Raw genomic sequence first — 25,662 nt, forward strand, 5'->3', positions numbered from 1 at the left:
TAAGTATAACGGAATTGGAAAATATCAGTCAATCATTCATTTTATTTCCTCTTCGCCATAGTTCAAACTTTGCTGCAATATCATCCCTTAATTGGATCTTAGAACTTGGCCTTTGCACTTGAATATCTCTTACTGTTTGCGTTATTTTGGATTGTGTAGTTTGCATCTCTATTTCTAGTTCTCTAGCTGATTTTCTTAATGCCCCATGTCCGAAAATTACATTTTGCTCCGTCATATCGGATGTTGCCACATAAATACGAACCCTTTTACCACTTAAAGAAGCCGTAAGCTTTTCGATTCGTTCATCCGCTGTTTCCTTCGCTCTCGTATATATAACTTCCACTTCATGTTGCACATTTTTGGTTTCAATTCCAGGTACGAGATACGCGTCAAAGATAACAATGACGCGCCATCCAGTATACGCCTTATACTCTGCCATCATTTCAATCAGTCGGTCTCTCGCATCTATTAGCCTTTGCTCTTTTAATCTCCGGAGTTCTTCCCAAGCACCAATAATGTTATAGCCATCAACCAACAGTATTTCCATGGCATTCACCTTATACTTCTTGGCGTTTACGCAATACTTCGTACATCAGTAAAGCAGCCGCTACTGATGCATTTAATGATGTAACATGACCAACCATGGGTAAATTGTATAGGAAATCACATTTATCTTTTAGTAAACGGCTCATACCTTTTCCTTCGCTACCTATTATGACAGCTAGTGGCAGAGTAGCATCCATTTTACGATAATCCGCCGAACCTTTTGCATCTGTCCCTGCAATCCAAACACCACGTTTTTTTAATTCATCCACTGTTTGTGAAAGATTATTTACACGAACAGTTGGAATATGTTCAATTGCACCTGTAGATGCTTTTGCAACGACAGCAGTTAAACCTACCGCACGGCGTCTAGGAATAATAATGCCATGAGCACCAACAGCATCTGCCGTTCTCATAATAGAGCCTAAATTATGCGGATCTTCTAATTCATCAAGAATCAGGAAAAACGGATCCTCCCCACGACTTTCCGCTACTTTAAACAAATCATCTAATTCGGCATATTTATATGCAGCAACAGATGCGACGATTCCTTGGTGATTAGCATCTGTTAACTGATCTAATTTTTTCTTAGGAACGAATTGTACAATAATCCCTTGTTCTTTTGCTAACGCCAGAAGCTCTGTTAAGCTACCGTGTTGGACGCCTTCAGCAATCCAAATTTTATTCATTTCTCTCTCTGCACGAAGTGCCTCTAATACTGGGTTTTTCCCAGCAATCATTTCATTTGACAGTTCTTCCGTCATTATTTTGACACGCCTTTCTTTTCTTCAATAATCTCAATTGTATATTGAATGATTTCATTCACACGATCCATTTGACCTGTTAGATATAAACTGCCAAGTACAGCCTCATATGCTGAGCTGTAGCGGTATGTTTGGACATCGGTATTCTTTGGCACTGAGCCTGATTTTGCATTGCGACCACGTTTAAGGACAGCCATTTCTTCTTCTGAAAAATACTCCTCATCCATCATTCTATGGATGACGCTTGACTGAGCTTTTGCGGAAACATAATGTGTTGCCTCTTTATGAAGAATATTGGGTTTGACACGCCCAGAGCGTAAGAGATGCTCACGTATTGCGATTTCCAATACGGCATCTCCCATATACGCCAACGCCAGTGCATTTAATTGTTTGACATCTTGGTTACGAAGCTCTCCCACCGCCATTAACCCCGTTTCCATCTAATGCCTTGGCGTGTATCCTCTAAAATAATATTCATATCTTTTAGTTGATCACGAATTTCGTCAGCACGTTTAAAATCACGGTCTTTACGCGCTTGAATACGTTCTTCAATTAGCGCATCAATCTCTTCATCAAGCAATTCTTCTGCTACCTCTAATTCAATTCCAAGAACATTAGCTAATACACGTAAAGTATCAGCAAATCTCGTTAATACTTCTTCATTCGTATTTTTTTCAAGTAAATATTTGTTGGCAGTTGCGGATAATTCAAATAACATTGCAATTGCATTTGCCGTGTTGAAATCATCATCCATTGCTAATTCAAACTGTTCTTTTGTCGCTTCAATACTTGCTAACCACTCACCTTTTTCCTCGTTCAAATTAGCTGTTGCAGTTAAACGGTGCTTTAAGTTGTTGTAAGACGTACGAATACGTTCTAATCCCGTTGCAGCTGCTTCAACTAAATCTTGCGCAAAGTTAATTGGGTTACGGTAATGTACTGATAACACGAAGAAACGCAATACTTGTGGATCAATTTGTTGACGAATATCATGCACAAGGATGAAGTTGCCTAGTGATTTAGACATTTTTTCATTGTCAATATTGATATAACCATTATGCATCCAATAGTTTGCAAAAGCTTTGCCTGTGTAGGCTTCGGATTGAGCAATTTCGTTTTCATGATGAGGGAATGTTAAATCTTGCCCACCGGCGTGGATATCAATAGTATCACCAAAATGCTCATGTACCATTACAGAACATTCAATGTGCCAGCCAGGTCGGCCTTGGCCCCATGGACTTTCCCAAAAGATTTCACCTGGTTTAGCTGCTTTCCAAAGAGCAAAGTCTAATGCATCCTCTTTCTTGTCACCTGTTTCGATGCGAGCACCAACTTTTAAATCATCTACAGACTGATGAGAAAGTTTTCCATAACCGTCAAATTTACGCGGACGGTAATAAACATCTCCTTGAGATTCATAGGCATAACCCTTATCGATTAACACAGCAATAAATTCGATGATTTCATCCATATGCTCAGTAACACGTGGATGTGCATCTGCTTTTTGGCATCCTAATGCCGTAATATCTTCAAAATAAGCTTGAATAAAGCGATTTGTTAAATCTGATACATCTTCACCAAGCTCATTCGCCGCTTTAATAATTTTATCGTCAACGTCTGTAAAGTTTGATACAAACGTTACGTCATAACCTTTATAAGTAAGGTAACGGCGCACTGTATCGTATACAATTACAGGACGAGAATTGCCGATATGAATGTAGTTATAAACTGTCGGACCACATACATACATTCTCACTTTTCCTTCCTCGATTGGAACGAAATTCTCTTTCTGTCGCGTCAATGAGTTAAAAATTTGAATACCCATGTCAAATTACATCTCCTTTTTGCATTGTCCAATTTGTTGCTGAAGCTCTTCGATGCGCTGTTCTAGCGTTGAACAGCGCTCCTCTACTGGGTCAGGAATATTTTGGTGATCTAGTTTTTGCTTACTTTGCACTTTAATACCATCTTGAATAACAATTTTCCCTGGAATGCCCACAACTGTAGCATTTGGTGGTACAGCTTTTAATACTACAGAACCTGCGCCAATTTTGCTATTGGCACCAATTGTTATAGAACCGAGCACTTTAGCACCTGTAGCAACAAGTACATTATCTTCAAGTGTCGGATGACGTTTACCCTTCTCTTTACCTGTACCACCAAGTGTAACACCTTGATATAATGTAACATCATTACCAATTTCACAAGTTTCACCAACTACAACACCCATACCATGGTCAATAAAGAAACGTCGACCAATTTTAGCACCCGGATGAATTTCGATCCCAGTGAAAAATCTGCTAATTTGAGAAATAATACGTGCAATAAAATAAAATTTCCGCTTGTAAAACGCATGTGCCATGCGGTGTCCCCATACCGCATGCAAACCAGAATAAGTTAGCACAACTTCCAAAGTACTACGTGCTGCTGGATCATTTTCAAAAATTGTTGCAACATCTTCCCTCAAAGTTTTGAACATAAATTCAAAGCTCCCCTCTTTTTTTCAAAATAAAAACGCCTCTGTCACATAGGACAGAGACGCTGGATATGCGCGGTTCCACTCTGGTTGGAAGTATTGTAAAAACACTTCCCGCTTAAGGTCTATAACGGCGACTAACCGACTGAGCCTACTTAACGTTCAACTCAGTGCTCAGAGGTGCATTTCTGCATTGCCTTGGCTCAGACCACTTTCAGCCGGTGATGGTCCTCTCTATAGAGCTTGCTCTACATACTTCTCCTCTTCAACGCTTTTTTATCGATTGTAGCTTCATTTTACATTGAAGCTGAAAAAAAGCAAACTAAATTACTTGATAAATTGCTCGATGCGTTTAATAACTGTTTCCTTACCTAGTAGCGCAAGTGAGTCTGGAAGTTCTGGGCCGTGCATTTCACCGGTTGTAGCAACACGGATTGGCATGAATAAGTTTTTACCTTTATGGCCCGTTTCTTTTTGCACTGCTTTGATTGAAGCTTTAATAGTAGCTGGTTCAAATTCTTCTAAGCCTTCTAGTTGCGCTTTGAATGAAGCCATTACTTCCGAAACTTGCTCACCAGCTAATATTTCTTTCTCTTCTTCATTATATGCAAGTTCCTCTGTAAAGAATAATTGAGATAACTCAGCAATTTCAGCACCGTAACTCATTTGTTCATGATATAGGCCAATTAATTTAGAAGCCCATGCATGTTGTTCTTCAGTTAACTCTGCTGGTAATAGGCCTGCTTTTTGTAAATGTGGTAACGCAAGCTCTACCACTCCCTCATGAGATAACTTTTTAATGTATTGGTTATTCATCCATGTTAGTTTTTGTTTATCAAACATAGATGGTGATTTAGAAAGACGTTTTTCATCGAATAAACGGATGAAGTCTTCTTTAGAGAAGATTTCTTCTTCGCCTTCCGGTGACCAGCCTAATAAACCGAAGAAATTGAACATTGCTTCTGGTAAATAACCAAGATCACGATATTGCGAAACGAATTGGATAATCGATTCATCACGTTTTGATAATTTTTTGTGATTTTCATTAACGATCAGAGTCATATGGCCATAGTGTGGTGCTTCCCAGCCGAATGCATCAAAAATCATTAATTGTTTTGGTGTGTTTGATAAATGTTCTTCCCCACGGAATACATGCGTCATTTCCATGAAGTGGTCATCTAATACAACAGCATAGTTGTAAGTAGGGATGCCGTTTGCTTTTACAAGTACCCAGTCGCCAACGTCTTTAGATTCGAATGATACTTCACCACGAACTAAATCGTCGAATTTGTAAGTAACACCTTCAGGAACACCCATACGAATCGTGAATGCTTCGCCGGTTGCTTCTCTCTCTGCAACTTCTTCAGCAGACAAGTGACGGCATTTACCATTGTACATTGGAGCTGCTACGCCATTTGACTTTTGCACTTCACGGTCAGCTTCTAATTCTTCTGGAGTACAGAAGCATTTATAAGCCATACCTTTGTCCATTAGTTGTTGTGCATGGTCACTGTAAATATCTAAACGTTCCATTTGACGATAAGGTGCATAAGGGCCGCCGATATCAACTGATTCATCATACTCCATACCTAACCATTTTAAGTTATCTAATTGAGAAGCTTCGCCGCTCTCGATATTACGTTCGATATCTGTATCTTCAATACGAACGATGAAATCTCCATTATGGTGTCTTGCGTATAAATAGTTAAATAGAGCTGTACGTGCGCCACCAATGTGTAAATGGCCTGTTGGGCTTGGTGCATAACGAACACGAACTTTTTTAGTCATGATAAAATCCTCCTAATTTGCGTATAAAAATTCACTTCGTCCATTTTACCACTGGAAGTTTAAAAATTAAAGGAAGTCATTTTTTTATTAATAGAATGGTTGCCATTGAAGCAATCCCTTCTTCACGGCCTGTGAAACCTAACTTTTCAGTTGTTGTTGCTTTGACATTCACCTGAGAAGGTTCTGCATTCAAAAGTTCTGCAATTCGCTTACGCATAGGCTCAATATACGGGGCCATTTTAGGACGCTGGGCCATAATTGTGCAGTCAACATTACCAAGTACGTACCCTTTGTCTTCAACGATTTTCCATATATATTCTAAAAGCTTAGCAGAATCTGCATCTTTAAACGCGGGATCTGTATCAGGGAAATGACGACCGATATCACCTTCACCGATTGCACCTAATGCCGCATCAGTAACTGTGTGCAATAAAACATCAGCATCAGAATGGCCTACTAAACCTTTTTCATGAGGGATTGTAATACCTCCGATAATTAATGGTCTACCTTCTTCAAATGCATGTACATCAAATCCTTGTCCTACTCGAAACATAGTTATCCTCCTATACGTTGGCTTAGAATAGCCTCTCCAAATATTAAATCTTCTTTAGTTGTTATTTTAACGTTTTCGTAGCTACTTTCAACAATATAAACAGTTTGTCCTAAACGTTCAACGAGCATTGCCTCATCTGTTCCTAAGAAATGCTCTCTCTCTGCAGCCTGCTCCGCCTCTTGTAAAAGTTCAAACTGGAATGCTTGAGGTGTTTGAATCATCCACAGACTTGAACGATCCACTGTCTCTACAATGACTCCATTTTCCACCTTTTTCATCGTATCCTTTGCGCGCACACCTGCAATTACTGCTCCTTTTTCTTCCGCGGCTTCTACTAACTTGTGGATGACCGGGATTGTTATGAACGGTCTTGCTGCATCATGCACGAGCACAATTTCGCCATCTTCTATTTTTTGCACACAAGAGTACACGCTGTTTTGGCGTTCTGCTCCACCATTTGGCAACGCTTTTACTTTTGTAATATTATATTTTACAAGGAGTGATTGGATGAATGCTCGTTCCTCTGGCTTCACAGCTAACCAAATCCCTTTACATGCAGAATCCTGTTCAAAGACTTCAAGCGTATGGATTAAAATTGGCTTTTGGCTTAACTCTAAAAACAATTTGTTATGGCCAGCACCCATGCGCTTACCACTACCAGCTGCAGGCAAAATAACATCATATTTCTTCAAAATATTCACGTCCTACTCATGGAAAAGGACAAGGCAAAATGCCCTGTCTCTTTTAGTTTTCTATTAAGCTGTTTTGCTATTGCTTTTCGGTTTTGCGAAAATCATACGGCCAGCAGATGTTTGTAAAACACTCGTTACAACAACGACAATTGCTTGACCAATATAAGATTTCCCTTCTTCTACTACAATCATTGTACCATCATCTAAATAGGCAACACCTTGATTATGTTCTTTGCCATCTTTAATGACAACTACATGCATTTCTTCGCCCGGAATAACGACAGGCTTCACAGCATTGGCTAAATCATTAATATTCAAGACAGAAACATTGTGTAGATCACATACTTTATTTAAATTAAAGTCATTTGTTAAAATTTGTCCGCTCATTTTCTTCGCTAGGCGTACTAATTTTAAATCCACTTCTTGAATATCATCAAAATCCACTTCTGTAATTAAAATATCGGATGATCGTTCATCCTGCAACGTTTTTAAAATATCAAGACCTCTACGACCTCGTGTACGTTTCAAAGTATCAGATGAATCTGCAATATGTTGCAATTCTGTTAATACAAATTGTGGAACGACTAGAATACCTTCAACAAAGCCAGTGCCTGATATATCTGCAATACGCCCATCAATAATAACACTCGTATCGAGTAGTTTATAAGATGGTGCAGGCGCTTCCAGAGCAACATCCTCTGCATTTTTCTTTTTGGACAAATTACTTGCTCTTGCCGATGAGAACACCTGAATTAATTCATCACGTTTTTTAAACCCTACCTGGAACCCTAAATAACCAAGGACAATGGATAGTAAAAAGGGTAAGGGTACTACTGTCGTAAAAATTGCAAGTTGGATACTATCAATCGAAAACCCAATAAAATACGCAACTATTAATCCTACAACCAACCCCAATGTACCAAATAACAAATCACCAACAGGGGCTTTCAATAACTTTTCCTCCATCCATCGAATAAAACGGACAAAGTAATCGGAAAATAAAAACGAAAATCCGAATAAAATAATTGCACCGATTGTAACGGACACATACGGATTATTTAGCCATGGGTTTGAGGATAAATGAATGAATTCGTATAATGGCGGTAAGAATAGTAAACCCAACGTACCTCCGATAAATAAAAAAGCAATTTGAATAACTACTTTCAACAAAATAGGCACCTCCCTTATAGTATCAATTATACATAGTTTCCCTTTTATTTGCTCGGCAAACCCCTTACTCAATTCGAAAGATTGAAATCCTACGTTTTTTCTACTTTATAGTGCTCTTCATCCGCACAAAACCAATTTTTACGTAAAAACCTAACTTATAAATAACACAAAATATGCTCTATACTACAGAAATTCTTCTCGTTAACGACCTTCTTTTAGCCAAATCTTACATAACTGCTTTATATTCCCTGTAATCAGTTACAATTTTTGTATTCTAATAAATTCACAAAATGAAACAGGAGGATTTTTATGAATCAGACAAAAGACATTAAAATCACAACTGCAGATCCATCTGGTATTGGGCTTTTCGGACTCGCAATCGTCACACTTGTCGCCTCATCCCAGAAATTAGGTTGGACAGAAGGCGTAGGGCTCATCATTCCTTGGGCAATTTTCCTAGGGGGTATTGCACAATTTTATGCATCTATACTCGATTCCAAACATAATAATACATTTGGTACTACTGCCTTTGGAGCTTATGGACTTTTTTGGATGGCCGTCGCAACATCTTGGTTCGTTCAATCTGGCGTTTTTGGCTTAACATTGCAAGAAAGCGTTGATGGACGTCAATTAGGCTTCGTTTACATAGGATACCTTGTTTTCACACTCTTTATGACGATTGGGGCTTTAGAAACGAATAAAGTATTATTCATCATCTTTTTCTTAATCAATTTCTTATTCGTTGGCTTATCGCTAAGTACACTCGGTATTATGGAACACGGTATGCATCTACTAGCTGCTTATTCTGAGCTTGGCATTGCTATCTTGTCACTATACGGTGCGGGGGCTAATGTATTGAACAAACATTTTGGTTTCGAATTTTTACCAATAGGCAAGCCTTTCGGAATAATTACAAAACCAGCTGAAAAGGAAAAAGCTACTCAATTACGTACGACTAACTAAATGCTATAGAAAAGCGACAGTCTATTTGAACAGCACCTCAATCGGAGGAGCTGTTCATTATAGCTGTCGCTTTTGTTCATTTCATCATAAATCACGGAAGCAAAGTTTCAATGCCTCATTTACTGTTTCTACACCTACTACTTCAATGCCCGCTGGAAAATCCCAACCACCTAAGTTAGATGCCGGAACAATTGCACGTTTAAAGCCAAGTTTCGCTGCTTCCTGCACACGCTGTTCTACACGTGATACACGACGCACTTCGCCCGTTAAGCCTACTTCACCCATAACACAGTCTCCTGCACTCACAGCACGGTCTTGATAGCTTGAAACTATGCTTGTTAAAACAGCCAGATCAATAGCTGGCTCATCTAATTTCACACCACCTGCTACTTTAATATACGCATCTTGCGCTTGCAGTAGCATACCCATACGTTTTTCAAGTACAGCCATTAGTAATGACACGCGGTTTTGGTCAATTCCCGTTGCCATACGTTTCGGATAATTAAAGCTTGATGGCGTCACTAATGCTTGAATCTCAACTAAAATTGGGCGTGTCCCTTCCATCGAAGCAACAACAGTAGAGCCTGCCACTCCTTGAGAACGCTCTTGCAAGAATAGTTCAGAGGGATTTAACACCTCTTTCAAGCCACTTTGTAGCATTTCAAAGATGGCGATTTCATTCGTCGAACCGAAACGGTTTTTCTGACTACGCAAAATTCTATACGTATGATGACGCTCTCCTTCAAAATAAAGTACCGTATCAACCATATGCTCTAAAATACGCGGGCCTGCTATTTGCCCTTCCTTTGTTACATGTCCAACAAGGAAAATAGCGATATTTTTTGTCTTAGCAATGCGCATTAATTCTGCTGTACATTCGCGTACTTGCGAAACACTGCCTGGAGCAGATGTTACTTCTGGATGATGCACTGTTTGAATGGAGTCAACAATTACAAACTTCGGCTGAACCTCTTCAATTGTCTGATTCAAAAACTCCAAGTTCGTTTCTGAATAAATATAAAGCTCTGCAGATTTCACACCCAGTCGCTCTGCACGTAATTTCGTTTGACGGATGGATTCCTCACCTGAAATATACAGTACACGATGACCTTTATTTGAAAGTAGTGCTGAAACTTGCAAAAGTAACGTCGACTTGCCGATCCCAGGGTCACCACCGATTAACACTAAAGAGCCTGGCACAACGCCTCCACCGAGCACACGGTTCAATTCATCGAACTCTGTTTCAACTCTTGGTGCATCCTCGGTCTCAATAGAAATAATTGGCATAGCCTTTTGAGAAGTATTTGATGAATGTTGGAATGCTCCTCTAGGTCCCTTAGAAATAACTTCGACTTCTTCCACCATCTTATTCCACTCGCCACAACCTGGACATTTCCCCATCCATTTGGGCGCTTCATAGCCACAAGAATTACATAAGAACTTCGTTTTCTTTTTAACCATATTTCCTCCTACTATAACTTCTATCGTTCTCTCTATTATAAAACAAGGCACTCCAAACATGTTGTTCGGAATGCCTCATTGTTTCAGACTTTTGATAAATGTCATAGCAATCTACGCCATCATTTCATCTGACTGAATTATTTTGTTACGAACTCTTTAATGTGAACGATAAACTCCTCGTTTTCAACGTCGAAAACAACGCGTTGACCTGTGAGTACTGTGCCTTTTAAAATTTCTTCAGATAGACGGTCCTCAACATGTTTTTGCAATGCACGACGTAAAGGGCGTGCACCATATTGTGGATCATATCCTTCTTTAGCAATTTTCTCTAGAGCTACTTCTGTTAATTCAAGTTCAATATTTTGCTCTTGCAAACGTTTTGTTAATTGTTTTGCCATCAAGGCAACGATTTTCGTTAACTCTTCTTTTTGTAAAGCATGGAAGACAATCATCTCGTCAATACGATTTAAGAATTCAGGACGGAATGCTTTCTTCAATTCTGCCATCGTAACACTCTTATTATCTTTGTGTATGTCTTTCGCATTAGCAGAGCTAAAACCAAGCGATTTTCTATACTGGAGCTCTGTTGCACCAACGTTTGATGTCATAATAACGACGGTATTACGGAAGTCCACTACACGCCCTTTAGAATCTGTTAAACGGCCATCTTCTAATACTTGTAATAAAATATTAAAAACATCTGGATGCGCTTTTTCAATTTCATCCAGTAGGATTACTGAATATGGTTTACGGCGAACTTTTTCTGTTAACTGGCCGCCTTCTTCAAATCCTACATATCCCGGAGGTGAACCAACAAGACGTGAAGTCGAATGTTTTTCCATGTACTCAGACATATCAACGCGAATCATAGAATCTTCATCACCAAACATTACTTCTGCCAACGCACGAGCAAGTTCCGTTTTACCAACACCAGTTGGTCCAAGGAAAATGAAAGAACCAATTGGACGTTTAGGATCTTTTAAGCCCGCACGTGCGCGACGAATTGCTCTTGAAATAGCTTCAACTGCCTCAGCTTGACCGATGATCCGTTTGTGTAGCTCTCCTTCAAGTTTAAGTAGCTTCGCAGATTCCTCTTGTGCTAATTTAGCAACCGGTATCCCGGTCCACACAGACACAACTTCAGCAATATCATTAACAGTTACCTTTGATTCTTCCTTGCCTTGTTTTTCTTTCCATATTTTCTTCGTAGATTCTAATTCTTCTTTTAATTTTTGTTCTGTATCACGTAGTGAAGCCGCCTTTTCAAATTCTTGACTTTGTACAGATGCGTTTTTCTCTGAGCGAATGGCTTCTAACTTTTGCTCTAGTGCTTTTAAGTTAGGTGGCGTTGTATAAGAACGTAAACGTACTTTAGAACCTGCCTCGTCGATTAAATCGATAGCTTTATCCGGTAAGAAACGATCTGAAATATAACGGTCTGACATTTTCGCAGCAGCATCGATCGCTTCATCCGTAATTTTCACACGGTGATGTGCTTCGTAACGATCACGTAAGCCTTTGATGATTTGAATGGCTTCCTCAACAGTTGGCTCATCTACTTGGATTGGTTGGAAACGACGCTCTAGCGCTGCATCCTTTTCAATGTATTTACGATACTCATCTAATGTTGTAGCACCGATACATTGTAATTCTCCACGTGCTAAAGATGGCTTCAAAATATTGGATGCATCAATAGCACCTTCTGCTCCGCCTGCACCAATTAATGTGTGTAACTCATCGATAAATAGAATAACATTGCCTGCAGTACGAATTTCGTCCATCACTTTTTTCAAGCGGTCTTCAAATTCCCCACGGTATTTAGTACCTGCTACAACAGTACCCATATCAAGGGTCATTACACGTTTATCACGTAGTATTTCAGGTACTTCATTGTTCACAATTTGTTGTGCTAAGCCTTCAGCAATAGCTGTTTTACCAACACCAGGTTCCCCGATTAGAACTGGATTGTTTTTTGTACGGCGAGATAGAACTTCGATAACACGCGTAATTTCTTTACTACGACCAATTACTGGATCTAGGCTACCTTCCCTTGCAACTTGAGTTAAATCACGTGCCAAGCTGTCTAAAGTAGGTGTACTTGCAGCCTGTGTAGCACCATTCGCATTTTGTGCATGATCATTGCTTCCTAATAGCTGCAGCACTTGTTGACGCGCTTTATTTAAACTAACACCCGCATTATTTAAAACACGTGCAGCAACGCCTTCTCCTTCACGAATAAGAGCTAATAATAAGTGCTCTGTACCGATATAAGAGTGACCTAGTTTACGTGATTCATCGACAGATAGTTCAATTACTTTTTTTGCACGAGGTGTGTAATGTACGATGGGACCAACGTCTTTCGCACCGACACCGACTAATTCCTCAATGCCTTCTTCAATCATTTCAGGGCTAACATCAATAGCTTCAAGTGCTTTAGCTGCGATACCGCCGCCCTCACGAATTAAGCCCAGTAAAATATGCTCCGTGCCAATTGATTCGTGTTTCATACGAATTGCTTCCTCTTGTGCCAGTTGAAGTACCTTTTGTGCGCGTTGAGTAAAACGATTAAACATCATAAGAATCCTCTCCCTCTTCGTCAAATTGACCTTTTTTTAATTCTCTATTACACTGCAATCGTTCTCGTAACAAGCTCGCTCGATACACATCTCGTTCGTTCGCTTGAAGTGTAGTACCTGCATGTTGTTGTAAAAAGCCCGGCTGCATATAAAGCATACATTCGTTTAAAACAAAAACAGGTATATTTTGGATTATCCCTAAATATATACCCAAGCGGACGTTTGATAAACAATTTGCCGCTTCTTCGCTCGTTAAAATTCTGGCGTATAGTAAAGTGCCTAGCGAGCGATTGAGTCGATCGGCCAAAGCAATGGAAGCATGCTCCATTAATGCCGTACGTGCTTCTGTCTCTTTTTGAATAATTTGTTCAGTGACACTTTTCAAATCAGCTAAAATATCTTTCTCTGATTTTCCGAGTGTAATTTGATTTGAAATTTGATAATAATTGCCGACAGATTCCGTACCTTCACCGTACATTCCTCTCACGACCATTCCAAGTCGTGGCATCGTACTAATGAGTGAGCCAATTTGGTTCGTCATCGTTAACGCTGGTAAATGCATCATAATAGAGGCTCGTAAACCTGTACCTGTATTTGTAGGACAACTCGTTAAGTAACCGAATGTGTCATCAAAAGCATATGGTAAATGACGCTCTAATAGACGGTCGATTTGCTCGGCATTTTCATAAGCCTTCGCTAATTGTAGCCCCGGCTGCAAACATTGTATGCGAATATGGTCCTCTTCATTGATCATTACGCTAATCGATTCATCATCTGACAATAATACCGATCCCGCCTTCACTTTATCCGCGAGCTGTGGACTAATTAGATGCTTTTCCACTAACACTTGGCGCTGTAACACTGGCATATCATGTAATGAAAAATAAGAGAACTGTGATTGCTGCTCTTCGTCAGCATCAATTAATACGTTCGAAACAGCTTTATCAATCTGCATTGCCTCTTCCTCGGAAAAAGCTCTAGGGAAGCGAAAGTCCATTAAGTTACGCGCTAATCTGATACGAGTGCTCATGACGATATCATCATATTGACCTTCTCCTTGCATCCAATTCGCTGTTGATTTGTGTAAAAAGTGCTCAATGTTCATCTTGAGACTCACCCCCTACTTGTAACTTCTTTTCTAGAACGCGTACTTTATCACGCATACTTGCGGCATCTTCAAAGCGCTCTTCCTCTATAGCTATCTTCATATCCACACGAATTGCTTCAATTTGCTTTTTAGTTTGATACGCTTCATTAATGGAACCAGGTGCTTTTCCAACATGTTCAACAGCCCCGTTATGCAAACGTTTCAAGACATGTGGTAGCTGTTCTTTAAAAGTGTCGTAACAACTTGGGCAATTAAATTTGCCTTCGTTCAGAAATTGACGATAATTCATACCACATTCAGGGCAAGTATCTTGTTGCTGTGCTTTCTGCTCGTTTGCATTTGGTGCTGCAACTGACCAACTCGGCGTACCAAACCAATTAGAAAAAAGTTGATGCATCGAAATCGGGTCTGCATTAAAATCGAGGTTTAAATGGAAAGAATCAAGTTGCTTATTGCACACTTCACAGAAATGTCTCGTCATTTTTTTACCATTCTTCATTTGTGTTACCGTGATAGTGGCCGGTCTTTGTTTACAGTGTTCACAAATCATACCCTCGCACCTCTTTTACGATTGCTTGTCATATTTTATAGTTATTAGCATTGCTTGTAGAATACGCGCGCGTAGCTCATCACGTACCGGTAAATTTACTCGTAGTACAGAACGGTCAAGCGCCGCTAACATCATTTTAGCTTCTCTTTTCGTAATTACATTCTCGTCAATTAGACGGAAAATTAAATCATCCGTCATTGTTTGTGATGCCCCTTCATCCACTTGCTCAATCACTTCATCAATTAAACCTGCTTTTGAACTCGCCTTCACCCTAAGAATTCGAATATAACCTCCACCGCCGCGTTTACTTTCAACTAAGTAGCCACGCTCTGCGGTAAATCGTGTATTAATCACATAATTAATTTGAGACGGTACGCATTGAAACTTATCAGCAACTTCACTTCGCTTAATCTCAATATGTCCTTCTCCACCTAATTCGATAACCTCTTTTAAATAACCTTCTATTATGTCAGAGATATTACGCATTTTAGACTCCACCTCGCTCGCATCACTGACTTTGACCATCTTTGACTATATTATACACAGCGGAAGAAAAAACACGCAATTTAAATGCTCATATTTAAATGCTGATGCGGCCCGTTTAATCCCGACAAGTACCGGAGCTCTCGAATCAAAAGCATTACTTCAGCTTTTGTCCGAGAGAGCGGAAGTGACCTCGAGGGATTGGCCGCTGAAGCTGGATATGCTATCTAAATGTTGATGGCGCTCGTTCTACGGCGACAAGCGTTAGAGTTCTCGAATCAAAAGCGTCACTTCAGCTTTTGACCGAGAGAACGGAAACGACCTCGAGCCGTTAGCGCCTGAAGCTGGATATCTTTCTTAATGCTGAAGCGGCACGTTTAATCCCGACAAGTACTGGAGCTCTCGAATCAAAAGCATTACTTCAGCTTTTGTCCGAGAGAGCGGAAGTGACCTCGAGGGATTGGCCGCTGAAGCTGGATATGCTATCTAAATGTTGATGGCGCTCGTTCTACGGCGACAAGCGTTAGAGTTCTCGAATCAAAAGCGTCACTTCAGCTTTTGACCGAGAGAACGGAAACGACCTCGAGCCGTTAGCGCCTGAAGCTGGATATCTTTCTTAATGCTGAAGCGGCACGTTTAATCCCGACAAGTACTGGAGCTCTCGAATCAAAAGCATTACTTCAGCTTTTGTCCGAGAGAGCGGAAGTGACCTCGAGGGATTGGCCGCTGAAGCTGGATATCTCGATTTAATGTTGAGGGCTCTTGCTTCTATGACTCAAGCTCAACCTTCTATAACTCGGGCCCCGCCTTCTATGACTCAGCACCAACTTTAAATCTCGTGTTGGTTTCATTATTACCAAAAGAAAACATATATCATCGAATTTTAAATATAAGGAGTCTTTTATTTGCAAAACAATCAATTGTGAGTGTAATTTTATTATTATTCCCAGACCTGGTTGGATAAAGTTAGTGCCGAAGAATCCGTTCCACCCCGACAAAAAAACCGCGAAAGCAAAAGCCATCGCGGTCCTTCTGTATTAATACCAACTGCCAACAATAGGGTAATCCCAATCTGTATCATTAAGAGCATTTACAATGCCAATAATCGGTACGACAATCCCCATAATCGAGAAGATAATCAAGAACGGAATACCAATTAAGATCGCGCTGAAGATTACTGATACAATTATCAACGCCCCCATAACCAGTTGGAACAACAATGCTTGAATTGACAAGCGCTTAATTTGATCATCACTAATTAATATATAAAATAGGATTGGCACTAGTAATGGAGCGAAAAATGCACTTGCATGAAGAATCACTTTTAATCCTTTAGATTCCATTTAAAGCAACTCACTTTCATCAGTTAATATTTTTCTTATACTATTTATACGGTTGGAAAATTCATTAGTTTCGTGTTCTTTTCAAAAAAATATAGGAACATTCTTCATTGCTATGCGTCCTGTGTAGTAACGAATGCAAGGAAGGAGTCTTTCCTTTGAAAAAAGCATTATTATTCATCGGAAGCATCGCGCTGTGCTTAATCATTTTCATTGCAATGCCCTATTGTTTATTGAAAAATTCATTTTCATATGATTGCGAATCACAAGCTTCTTCGTGCTCTAAAACAATTGAGCATAAAATAAATAAAACTAACACCATTGGCCACACTGATTTTTTATCTCAAGATACGGATACTACAGAGGATCCATCTGATAAAAGCAATCGAGGCCAATTTGTATCTTGGCTTTTCCAAAACAACAACTAAATACTACTATATAGAAGAGGGTCGCCGCATTTAGGCGCCCTCTTTGCTATTTATAACATTTAAAATCTACATATCTCCAGTGAGTGACAATATCATGCAATTTATGAGAGTATAGTTATACAATAGTTGAAATGAGGAATACCAATGATTCGAACACTTGGGATTACAAACGATCAACAATTAATAATGGATTTTCCACTAGAAGAACTACGGAATGGCACCTTCGAATGGTATTGGGTCGATTTCGAAGAGCCTACAACACATGAAGAACTACTGCTTGATACTTTCTTTCATTTTCATCCATTAGCTATTGAAGACTGTTTAATGCGCTTACAGCGACCTAAACTCGATTATTATGATGATTATAATTTCTTAGTTGCACATAAATTGAACAAGGAAACCTTTGAAGCTGAAGAGATCAATATTTTCGTATCAAAAAATTTTGTTGTTACATTTCATAAATCACCGGTACCTGAACTGGATATCGTCCGTTCACGCTTACAAAACCAACCACAAAATTGGGAGAGAGGTGCCATTTTCGTCACCTATCAAGCAATCGATAAAATTGTCGATAGCTATTTTCCAATGGTCTATGACATCGAAGATCATTTGAACAAGATTGATGACGAGCTAAATTATCAAAGCAGTACAAGATCTATGCGCTATGTATTTGATTTACGTAGTGATTTGCTCCATATTCGTCGTACTATTTTACCGATGCGCGACCTTTTATATCGTATTTTAAACTCTGACCGATTCACATTAATCAAATCAGAACGTGCTTACTTCGGCGATATTCATGACCATCTCATCAAGCTCACTGAAATAGTCGAATCTAACCGCGAGCTCACTGCTGATATGCGAGACAGTCATATGTCGATGAATGCAAGCCGCATGAATGGCATTATGATGATTTTGACCATTATCTCCTCTATCTTCATTCCATTAACATTTATAGCCGGTGTTTACGGTATGAACTTTGAGAATATGCCTGAATTAGAGTGGCATTACAGTTACTTTATCGTTCTCGGCATTATGCTTGCCATTGCCGTATTTATGTTAACTTGGTTCAAATACAAAGGCTGGTTCGACTTATTCAAACCATAAAAAAAGTGCAAGCTCCTCACAATTAGTGAAGAGTCTGCACCTTTACTTTATGGTATCATCTTTAGCATCTTTTAAACCGAATAAAACAAAAGAAATAGTACCTGAAAATAGTGCTGCACCTGCCGCTATCATGATACGCGAGTTCATAGGAACGTCTGTATAATCTTTATTCAATAACATCATAGCTGATACCGCTACTACTGCCATTAGTGGTAAAGCAAATTTCATTCCACGTTTACGATCCATTGATCAATACATCCTTTTCTTCAAGACATTTCTTATATTGTAGCATGGACAACTAACAAGAACACGGCGAAACGATATGTGACATCGATTGTTCACTTTCTAGCATCATTTCTACAAACAGTCCTATAATAAAAAAACACTTCGAAGCACCTCGAACATTACTTTATACCTCTATTTTTTACTTTTAAATAACCTATTTATTAATTAATTATTACTAAATTATTAACAGAAAAAATAAATAATACGTTTATACATACGTTAAAAATGCTAAAATAGAATCATCATACATTAAACTTCCCTTAAATTAGAATGGAGAAATTCACGTGTCAATTTGGACAATGAGAAGAAACAGCAAAGAAAAAGAATCATTTTTTCATACAGATCAGTATATCAATCAAGTTACATTAAATGTCACTAAACATCAAGATATACAAAAACAATTCCAATTATTGAATTTAACAACGCGAGATTTAGCTATTTTAAAACAACTACAGCCATTAACAGAAGATCTTATCAGTGAAATGGTCGAAAAATTTTATGATGCTATCAGTCAATCACCAGATTTAATGGGTATCATTCAAAAAAATTCAGCAATTAATAAATTAAAAATCACATTAAACCGTCACTTATCAGAAATGTTTGATTGTCAAATTAATGATGCTTACATTGAACAACGTAAGGTCATAGCACAAGTACATGTTCGCATAGGTTTGCAATCAAAATGGTATATTAACTCATTCCAATCATTAACGACCTCTTTCACTCATTTCGTTAATAGTTTGGAGTTAAGTACAAAAGAGGCTACTTTAGCAATCGACACATTTTCAAAGTTAATAAATCTCGAGCAGCAACTTGTCATTGAGGCTTATGAAAATGAACAAGATCGCATTCGTGAAAAACAGGATGGCATGAAACAAACAGTAGTTATTTCTGTTCAAAATACTGCAGAAGAACTAAGTGCTATTAGCCAAGAAACAACGGTTTCACTGCAATCTTTAGCTAACCAATCCGACGACATAGCACATTCAACAAAACAGGGTTTAATGTTCGTCACATCGACTCAAGAGAAATCGGAGAGTGGCAAACAGCTGTTAGATGCTCAAACAAAATTGATGAACAAAATGTCATCAAGCGTCTCATTATTAGATAAAACGATGAGTCGTTTACGCATATCATCTAAGGAAATCACTGAAATTGTGCATTTAGTAACTGATATTGCTGACCAAACGAATTTACTTGCATTAAACGCATCAATTGAAGCAGCACGCGCCGGTGAACATGGTAAAGGCTTCGCCGTAGTAGCTGATGAAGTACGTAAACTAGCTGAAGAAACGAAAAGTGCGGTTCAGAATGTCTCGCATCTTATTAAAGATACCGAAAATAACATCGGGAACATGTCAGTCTCCGTTAAGGAAGTCGACGTTCAAATTTCTAAAGGTGTTGAAATGCAAAGCGACCTTTCACAGTCATTTAATATAATCGCTGAAGCTGTTGCAGGTATAAAAGAAAAAAATGAAAATACAACAAGGGATATTACAAGTATTTCTCATCTACTTGATGACTTAAGTCAAGGCGCTGCCCAAGTATCTGCATCATCCGATCAACTTATTGATATTACCAGCCAATTAAAATAAGAAAAGCAGGCTGTTCACTATGAGATCCATAGCGAACAGCCTGCTTTTTACTTCTGATAAAATTGCCACATTACGTAGAAGCCACCGCATAAAAAGACAATGCCTACAATAACGATAGCTAAAATACACATCATTTCTGACATCATTTATCCATCCCTATCTGATTCCTTTTACGCTGTAATATCTCGTTTTGTGAAAACAATATAACTAATAGCCATGAAAATAACCATGTAAACAGATAATACTGCAAAAGCAAGTGGCATTGTTGTTCCTTCAACTAATACATTACCAGTTGCAAACTGTGTTAGATCTGTATACGTAAAGAATAAATATTTCACAATTTCATAATTTTTTAGGAAGAACACAATTGTACCACCCATAAACCATATGAGCATTGAAATACCAATTGCTAATGCATTTGAACGGAAAACAGAGCCAATCATAAAGGCAAATATCGCAGTTACAAAAATATTAATCGATGAAAGTAAGTATAAATACAATGAACGAATCCAAATTGATTGCTCTACCACTTCATCGCCATTCCATTTTAAATAATTAACACCACTAGAATCAAATAGTATAAAACCAACAATAGAAGATGTGATCCAAGTAACTACAGCCATGGCTACACCATATAATAGGACCGTTAATAATTTTGACGTTAGAATTTTCCAACGTTTCACTGGACGTGTTAACAACATCTTAATTGTTCCTTCAGAGAACTCACTTGCTACAATCCCAGCTGCAATAACAATTGTTAACATAGTTGCTATCGCTAACGTACTAATAGAACTTAGCATAAAGCTTTCACTAGTCATTTCACTATCAGGTGGAAGGTCTTTTTTTAAACGATATTCTGAAATGCTTTTTTGCTTGTTCCATTCTTCCTTGTCTGCTTTAGATAAACCATCTTCCTTAAGCATTTTGTCTTTCTCTGCAATATTAGCCTTTTCTACTTCTTGCCAAGTCAATTCTGGAGCTTTTTCTCCACCATCAACTTTCTTTACGGACACATTCCCTCCAGTTGAATCACCAAAATCAGAGTTTGAAACCCACTTCATGATCCCGGCCGTACCAATTGTGAATAGTACAAGCATAATTAACATGATCCAAGTGGCTTTTTTACGCCATAATTTCATCCACTCATTTTGAACTAGTTTCAGCAATCTGGCCACCTCCTGTCATTTCTAAGAATTGATCTTCTAATGTTTTATGATAAGGATTCACTGCATAAATATTGATATCCCTTGCAACCAATGACTGCACGATTGCTGGAATTTGTTTTTTTTCAGCCTGTACTAGCCATCCCTTTTCATGCTGTTCATAAACAATACCTGCATCAGCGAAGATTGTTGTGATATTAGCATTGGATTCTACTTCAATATAGTAATGTGGCTGCTCATTAGTATTCATTTCGCGCATATCAATAAGTTTTCCATTTTGAATAACTGCAATTCTGTCACACATTAACTCAATTTCAGAGAGTAAGTGACTAGATACGAAAACAGCGACACCATCCTCCTCCGCAATTTTACGTAAGTAGTTACGGAATTCGCGAATCCCTGCAGGGTCCAAACCATTTGTTGGTTCATCTAGTATTAAAAACTTAGGTTTATTCAGCAATGCCTGCGCTAACCCTAAGCGTTGACGCATCCCTAATGAGTACGTCGATACCTTTTCATGAATACGTTTTTCTAAGCCGACTTGACGAATAACTTCATCAATACGCGCTTTTGACACGTTTTTATTCATACGTGCAAAATGTTCTAGATTTTTATAACCTGTTAAGTATTTATACATCTCTGGGTTTTCGACTATAACGCCTACTTTACTAATAGCTTCCTCAAAATGACTTTGTATAGATTGGCCATCGATGAGAATATCTCCACTAGTTGGCTTCATAAGCCCTACCATCATACGGATTGTTGTCGTTTTCCCTGCCCCATTCGGTCCTAAAAAGCCCGTAATTTGACCTGGATACAAAGCCAAATTCAAGTCATGAATAATTTTTTTACCTTTAATATTCTTCGATAAATTTTTCAGTTCAACAATTGGTTTATTGTTCAACTTTGTCACCTTCTTTCAATAATTTTTTTAACCATGTAACAGTGTCTTGATTGTATTCTTCACGGATATTCTCGATTTCCTCTTGTGCCACAATTTTTCCGTTATGTAGAACAATGATGCCATCAAGCAAAGGCTCTACCTCCCTGATTTCATGTGTAGAAAGGAAAATCGACTGTGTTTCAGGATCCGTAAATTGAATTAGTCCTTTGATCAGATCTTCGCGTACGAGTGGGTCAAAACCAGAAAACGGTTCGTCCATCAAATAATAAGTTGCTTCGCGTCCTAAAGTGGCTGCCATTTTCACTCGCCCACGATTACCTTTAGACATTTTCTTTATCTTCACATCTAATGGAATATTTAAAAACTGTGCGACAATGCAAGCTTTGTCATAATGAAAATCATCAAACTGTGAGCCGTAATAGTGGAATAATTCTTCTCCTGTAAAGTAAGGGTAAAACAAATCTAAGTCCGGTAAGTAAGCAATACGCTCTGCACTTCTTCTCGTTACTTCAGTGCCATCTAACTTCACACTGCCATTCGAAGATTCCAAAACACCTGCAATGATTTTCAAAACAGTTGATTTACCGCTGCCATTTTCACCAGCTAATCCGATAATTTTCCCCTTTGGAATCGTAAAGGAAACATCCTCTAACACTGAATTTTTGCCATACTTTTTTGCAATACCTTCAACTGTAATCATGCTTACTCACCTCGTTCCTTTGACTGCAATACTTCAATCATTTCCCTTTGAGTAAAGCCTAATGATTCCATATTGTGAATGAAGCTTTCAACTAAGCCTAGCATCGTCTCTTCGCGTAGTTCCGCCAGTCGTTCACGATTTTCCGTTACAAATGTACCTTGGCCACGCTTCGTTTCCGTAATATCCATTTGCTCCAACTCCTTGTATACACGCTGCATTGTATTCGCGTTCACCCCAGCTTCAACAGCATATTCCCGAACTGACGGAAGACGATCACCTGGCTTTAAACTTCCACGAATAATATCACCGCATATAAGATCTACGAGCTGTTGATAAATTGGCTTGTCTTTCATGAAATCCATTGTCATCGTTGCTCCACTCCTCGGTCAAACCACTTTAGTGCTATAACGTAGAAGAGAATTGTCACAATGGCATAAAATAAAAAACTTCCTATATATACAGGCTGAATCTCCATAGTGCCGGGTACTTCTTTAATTTTTGGCAATATTCTCTGCACTGTAGCTGCTGGAATTTCCATGATATTGGTCCATTTCTTCACCCATGTTAACCCCATCATATTCGACCAAAGTGCAGTCACTGTAATCCCAACAATAACTGTAATAAAACCAGCAAAATTTCCTGTAAACGGTTTGATTTTCATATAGAATATCCAAAACAGCAATACGACTACGAACGAGAATAATGAATTTAAGGCAAATAACATGAATATCACAGTACCGAGTTGGAGTATTGCGCCTAGTTCCATGTCATTATTAACTACAAGTAAAATTATACCAATTATTTCCGTTACAAGTAACACAATTATCGTAAATACTGAGCTGAACATAATTTTAGCGCTCAACAACTGATTTGTTGTAGCAGGCGTATGTAACCATACATCTGTTCGCTTCGCATCTTGGTTTAGACTCATACAAAATTGTGTAGTGACGACGAAGCATTGCGCGAATATCCATATGGCAGTCAATATAAGTGCAATGTCTAAATAGTTTTCTTCTAAACCAAATACCTTAGCAATCCCTGCTGATACAAGAAAAATCGTTACTACTATTGCTAATATAAATCCCCATATCCAAGAATGATACAATAGCCATTCTCTACGAAATAGGCCTTTCCATTTCCCCATAAATATCCCTCATGCATTCCAGTGTACTAGTTATATAGTACACTATATAAAAAATAAAATGCAAGTATTTTTGTAAATTATTTTCCAAATAGTTGTCCATCATCTATTTCACTACACATGTCACACCTTGTTGTAGCAGTGAAAAATTACTCTAAAATAGCATCAATCTCCTGTTGTATTTGCTTTACTTTTTTCTCTATCATTACTAGACGATGTTCAAGCTCCCCACAAGTCACAATGACTTGATTTAATGTTCGTTCTACATGCTCCTGTGATGATTTAATACGTGAATGCAATGACCATTCTGAGAAAATGTCATCAAAAACATAGTCTGCAAATGTAATGAATGAACCGCGCTCAACTTGTAAACTTTCAGCTTGTACTTCTTTTACATCTAATAACTCGGTTTGGAATGTTTGTAATGCAACTTGTGCTTTATGGATCGCATTTTCAGCATCATCTAATTCACCGTGCTTTAAAACTGTCGCGATAAAACCACCACCTAAAAACGTATCCCATGTTGAGTATCCTTTTGCGCTATCTAATCGTTTCAGTGCAAACTGTAGCGATCGTTTTGCTACGCCTCCTGCCTTTAACGCCTCTTCCATTTCACGTTGTAAAGTCGTTAATAAAGTGTGCTCCTCGTACAATCCCCCTAATGTATGACACTCTGGTAAATTATTTTTGAAAATCCAATCTTCTTTTTCCTTAATAATCGCCTGCCATCTTTCATCAATATCTTGCCAGTATGGATTATTGAGTTCTGTTTGTATGTCTACTAAATCCACTTGTAAGGCCTCTTCCATTTTCTCAGCCTCACGCCATTTCGCTTCAGCTGCTGTCATTTCAGATAATTCCTTTAAACGAATCTCATCCTGCTTGCCTGTCCAAGTTCTGAACATATTCAAAAATGAAAAGCGATCTAATTTATCAACATCTTTTGTTTCCTTTTGTAACTTTCTACAATATAGTTCTGTTCGTCTTCCCGTCTCCTCAAGCTGCTCTTGAAGCGCTTTTTGACGGCGCAAAACTTTATCCCTTTTATTCATCTCAAGCTTCAATTCTGCATGTCGATAATCTAGCTGTTGCAGCATATATTTAGCCCTCCAATTTTACCTTTAATTAACATACGAAAAATATCTAAAATAGTTTCATTTAATTTGGTAAACTAAAAGAATAATCGTGAGAGGGTGAGCTTTTTGGTTACTTTATACATCACAAGACATGGACAAACAGAGTGGAATGTAGCGAAGCGAATGCAAGGGTGGTCCGACTCTCCTTTAACAGAACGAGGACAGAAAGACGCTGTTAAATTAGGGAATAAACTAAAAGATATTCCTTTTTCAACAGTCTATATTAGTCCAAGTGGACGTACTATACAAACAGCTGAAATCCTATTAAAAGGACGCGATGTTACAACTATTTTAGATAATGATTTGCGAGAAATTAATACCGGAGATTGGCAGGGTATGACTTTAAGTGATATTGAAGCGACTTATCCTACTCAATATGCTGATTATTTCGAGCGACCGGAGCAATTCCAGCCGGCATCTGGAGAAAGCTTTCATGATGTTAAAAAACGAGTTCTTGCAGCTTTAGCACGAATAATAGAAGCAAACGGCGATGGCAATATACTGATCGTTACACATAGTGTCGTGAAGAAATTACTTATCAATTATTTCAAAGGAAATCCATTAAATACACTATGGAATCCCCCGTTTATCCACGGAACGAGCTTAACCATTGTTGAAATAGATAGTGATGGACAAGCTATTTTGAAAATTGTCGGTGACACTACGCATTTCAAATAAAAACACCGCCCTTCCGCACGGCACTGAGTGTCGTTTTTGAGACAATAAGAAAACACCT

General features: G+C 38.5%; 27 protein-coding genes and 1 other annotated feature. Of the genes, 5 read left to right on the forward strand and 22 right to left on the reverse strand.

Annotation, left to right across the window (positions count from 1 at the left end; translation table 11 throughout):
• Positions 1 to 28: 28 nt before the first annotated feature.
• The 9 genes from JFL43_RS17450 to JFL43_RS17490 all read right to left on the reverse strand — a co-directional run bounded on the left by JFL43_RS17450 (position 29) and on the right by JFL43_RS17490 (position 7,986).
• Positions 29 to 547, reverse strand: coding sequence for an NYN domain-containing protein (locus tag JFL43_RS17450; RefSeq protein WP_100795247.1), 519 nt, complete (start codon positions 545 to 547; stop codon positions 29 to 31).
• 10 nt (positions 548 to 557) lie between these two features.
• A complete protein-coding gene (gene rlmB, locus JFL43_RS17455; RefSeq protein ID WP_100795248.1) occupies positions 558 to 1,307 on the reverse strand; it encodes a 23S rRNA (guanosine(2251)-2'-O)-methyltransferase RlmB in 750 nt (249 codons plus the stop codon).
• A complete protein-coding gene (locus tag JFL43_RS17460) occupies positions 1,307 to 1,726 on the reverse strand; it encodes a Mini-ribonuclease 3 (RefSeq protein WP_407701996.1) in 420 nt (139 codons plus the stop codon). Before JFL43_RS17460 ends, rlmB begins: the two co-directional genes overlap by 1 nt.
• A gap of 5 nt (positions 1,727 to 1,731) precedes the next feature.
• Positions 1,732 to 3,132, reverse strand: a complete 1,401-nt coding sequence (gene cysS / locus JFL43_RS17465) for a cysteine--tRNA ligase (protein WP_200750021.1) — start codon at positions 3,130 to 3,132, stop codon at positions 1,732 to 1,734.
• A gap of 6 nt (positions 3,133 to 3,138) precedes the next feature.
• The gene (epsC, locus tag JFL43_RS17470) at positions 3,139 to 3,786 is read right to left on the reverse strand and encodes a serine O-acetyltransferase EpsC (RefSeq protein ID WP_100795251.1); all 648 of its coding nucleotides are present in this window, start codon (positions 3,784 to 3,786) and stop codon (positions 3,139 to 3,141) included.
• Positions 3,787 to 3,838: 52 nt separating this feature from the next.
• Positions 3,839 to 4,061, reverse strand: a binding site (T-box leader).
• A 49-nt stretch (positions 4,062 to 4,110) separates the two neighbouring features.
• A complete protein-coding gene (gene gltX, locus JFL43_RS17475) occupies positions 4,111 to 5,571 on the reverse strand; it encodes a glutamate--tRNA ligase (RefSeq protein ID WP_200750022.1) in 1,461 nt (486 codons plus the stop codon).
• A 76-nt stretch (positions 5,572 to 5,647) separates the two neighbouring features.
• The gene (gene ispF, locus JFL43_RS17480; protein WP_100795253.1) at positions 5,648 to 6,124 is read right to left on the reverse strand and encodes a 2-C-methyl-D-erythritol 2,4-cyclodiphosphate synthase; all 477 of its coding nucleotides are present in this window, start codon (positions 6,122 to 6,124) and stop codon (positions 5,648 to 5,650) included.
• Between the two features lie 2 nt (positions 6,125 to 6,126).
• Positions 6,127 to 6,816 carry a 2-C-methyl-D-erythritol 4-phosphate cytidylyltransferase gene (gene ispD / locus JFL43_RS17485; protein ID WP_267907818.1) on the reverse strand — a complete coding sequence of 230 codons (690 nt, stop codon included), beginning with the start codon at positions 6,814 to 6,816 and terminating at the stop codon, positions 6,127 to 6,129.
• A 63-nt stretch (positions 6,817 to 6,879) separates the two neighbouring features.
• Entirely contained in the window at positions 6,880 to 7,986 is a 1,107-nt protein-coding gene (locus JFL43_RS17490) for a PIN/TRAM domain-containing protein (RefSeq protein ID WP_200750023.1), read from the reverse strand.
• Positions 7,987 to 8,295: 309 nt separating this feature from the next.
• Between JFL43_RS17490 and JFL43_RS17495 the strand changes: the two genes are divergently transcribed.
• Positions 8,296 to 8,949, forward strand: a complete 654-nt coding sequence (locus JFL43_RS17495; RefSeq protein WP_200750024.1) for an acetate uptake transporter — start codon at positions 8,296 to 8,298, stop codon at positions 8,947 to 8,949.
• Between the two features lie 84 nt (positions 8,950 to 9,033).
• On the opposite strand, the gene radA is transcribed toward JFL43_RS17495, so the two are convergent.
• The 6 genes from radA to JFL43_RS17525 all read right to left on the reverse strand — a co-directional run bounded on the left by radA (position 9,034) and on the right by JFL43_RS17525 (position 16,470).
• Complete coding sequence (gene radA, locus JFL43_RS17500) at positions 9,034 to 10,410, reverse strand: DNA repair protein RadA (RefSeq protein ID WP_200750025.1); 1,377 nt, start codon at positions 10,408 to 10,410, stop codon at positions 9,034 to 9,036.
• A 137-nt stretch (positions 10,411 to 10,547) separates the two neighbouring features.
• Complete coding sequence (locus JFL43_RS17505) at positions 10,548 to 12,986, reverse strand: ATP-dependent Clp protease ATP-binding subunit (RefSeq protein ID WP_234447867.1); 2,439 nt, start codon at positions 12,984 to 12,986, stop codon at positions 10,548 to 10,550.
• Positions 12,976 to 14,091: a protein arginine kinase gene (locus tag JFL43_RS17510; protein WP_200750026.1), complete on the reverse strand. Its 1,116-nt coding sequence runs from the start codon at positions 14,089 to 14,091 to the stop codon at positions 12,976 to 12,978. Before JFL43_RS17510 ends, JFL43_RS17505 begins: the two co-directional genes overlap by 11 nt.
• On the reverse strand, positions 14,081 to 14,644 hold the full coding sequence (locus tag JFL43_RS17515; protein ID WP_100795259.1) for a UvrB/UvrC motif-containing protein: 564 nt from the start codon (positions 14,642 to 14,644) through the stop codon (positions 14,081 to 14,083). The genes JFL43_RS17510 and JFL43_RS17515 overlap by 11 nt, the downstream gene beginning before the upstream one ends.
• A 15-nt stretch (positions 14,645 to 14,659) precedes the next feature.
• The gene (locus JFL43_RS17520) at positions 14,660 to 15,130 is read right to left on the reverse strand and encodes a CtsR family transcriptional regulator (protein ID WP_100795260.1); all 471 of its coding nucleotides are present in this window, start codon (positions 15,128 to 15,130) and stop codon (positions 14,660 to 14,662) included.
• Positions 15,131 to 16,164: 1,034 nt separating this feature from the next.
• Positions 16,165 to 16,470, reverse strand: coding sequence for a DUF4870 domain-containing protein (locus JFL43_RS17525; protein WP_200750027.1), 306 nt, complete (start codon positions 16,468 to 16,470; stop codon positions 16,165 to 16,167).
• Positions 16,471 to 16,625: 155 nt separating this feature from the next.
• On the opposite strand from JFL43_RS17525, the gene JFL43_RS17530 reads away from it, so the two are divergent.
• Together JFL43_RS17530 and corA are read left to right on the forward strand one after the other, a co-directional pair.
• Positions 16,626 to 16,895, forward strand: a complete 270-nt coding sequence (locus tag JFL43_RS17530; protein WP_100795263.1) for a hypothetical protein — start codon at positions 16,626 to 16,628, stop codon at positions 16,893 to 16,895.
• Between the two features lie 144 nt (positions 16,896 to 17,039).
• Complete coding sequence (gene corA, locus JFL43_RS17535) at positions 17,040 to 18,002, forward strand: magnesium/cobalt transporter CorA (protein ID WP_200750028.1); 963 nt, start codon at positions 17,040 to 17,042, stop codon at positions 18,000 to 18,002.
• Positions 18,003 to 18,044: 42 nt separating this feature from the next.
• On the opposite strand, the gene JFL43_RS17540 is transcribed toward corA, so the two are convergent.
• A complete protein-coding gene (locus JFL43_RS17540; RefSeq protein ID WP_234447868.1) occupies positions 18,045 to 18,248 on the reverse strand; it encodes a hypothetical protein in 204 nt (67 codons plus the stop codon).
• A 323-nt stretch (positions 18,249 to 18,571) separates the two neighbouring features.
• Here JFL43_RS17540 and JFL43_RS17545 point away from each other — a divergent pair, with 323 nt between their 5' ends.
• Positions 18,572 to 19,882, forward strand: a complete 1,311-nt coding sequence (locus JFL43_RS17545) for a globin-coupled sensor protein (protein WP_325166706.1) — start codon at positions 18,572 to 18,574, stop codon at positions 19,880 to 19,882.
• Between the two features lie 170 nt (positions 19,883 to 20,052).
• On the opposite strand, the gene JFL43_RS17550 is transcribed toward JFL43_RS17545, so the two are convergent.
• The 6 genes from JFL43_RS17550 to JFL43_RS17575 all read right to left on the reverse strand — a co-directional run bounded on the left by JFL43_RS17550 (position 20,053) and on the right by JFL43_RS17575 (position 24,887).
• The gene (locus JFL43_RS17550; RefSeq protein ID WP_200750029.1) at positions 20,053 to 21,048 is read right to left on the reverse strand and encodes an ABC transporter permease; all 996 of its coding nucleotides are present in this window, start codon (positions 21,046 to 21,048) and stop codon (positions 20,053 to 20,055) included.
• Positions 21,026 to 21,949 carry an ABC transporter ATP-binding protein gene (locus tag JFL43_RS17555; RefSeq protein WP_200750030.1) on the reverse strand — a complete coding sequence of 308 codons (924 nt, stop codon included), beginning with the start codon at positions 21,947 to 21,949 and terminating at the stop codon, positions 21,026 to 21,028. The genes JFL43_RS17550 and JFL43_RS17555 overlap by 23 nt, the downstream gene beginning before the upstream one ends.
• A complete protein-coding gene (locus tag JFL43_RS17560; protein ID WP_200750031.1) occupies positions 21,939 to 22,649 on the reverse strand; it encodes an ABC transporter ATP-binding protein in 711 nt (236 codons plus the stop codon). Before JFL43_RS17560 ends, JFL43_RS17555 begins: the two co-directional genes overlap by 11 nt.
• 2 nt (positions 22,650 to 22,651) lie before the next feature.
• Positions 22,652 to 23,017, reverse strand: a complete 366-nt coding sequence (locus tag JFL43_RS17565) for a GntR family transcriptional regulator (RefSeq protein WP_200750032.1) — start codon at positions 23,015 to 23,017, stop codon at positions 22,652 to 22,654.
• Positions 23,014 to 23,793, reverse strand: a complete 780-nt coding sequence (locus tag JFL43_RS17570) for a hypothetical protein (RefSeq protein WP_200750033.1) — start codon at positions 23,791 to 23,793, stop codon at positions 23,014 to 23,016. Before JFL43_RS17570 ends, JFL43_RS17565 begins: the two co-directional genes overlap by 4 nt.
• A 146-nt stretch (positions 23,794 to 23,939) precedes the next feature.
• A complete protein-coding gene (locus tag JFL43_RS17575) occupies positions 23,940 to 24,887 on the reverse strand; it encodes a hypothetical protein (protein WP_200750034.1) in 948 nt (315 codons plus the stop codon).
• Positions 24,888 to 24,992: 105 nt separating this feature from the next.
• Between JFL43_RS17575 and JFL43_RS17580 the strand changes: the two genes are divergently transcribed.
• Positions 24,993 to 25,604, forward strand: coding sequence for a histidine phosphatase family protein (locus JFL43_RS17580; RefSeq protein WP_200750035.1), 612 nt, complete (start codon positions 24,993 to 24,995; stop codon positions 25,602 to 25,604).
• Positions 25,605 to 25,662 lie beyond the last annotated feature (58 nt).

The organism is Viridibacillus soli (genome assembly GCF_016612995.1).
Lineage (GTDB): Bacteria > Bacillota > Bacilli > Bacillales_A > Planococcaceae > Viridibacillus > Viridibacillus soli.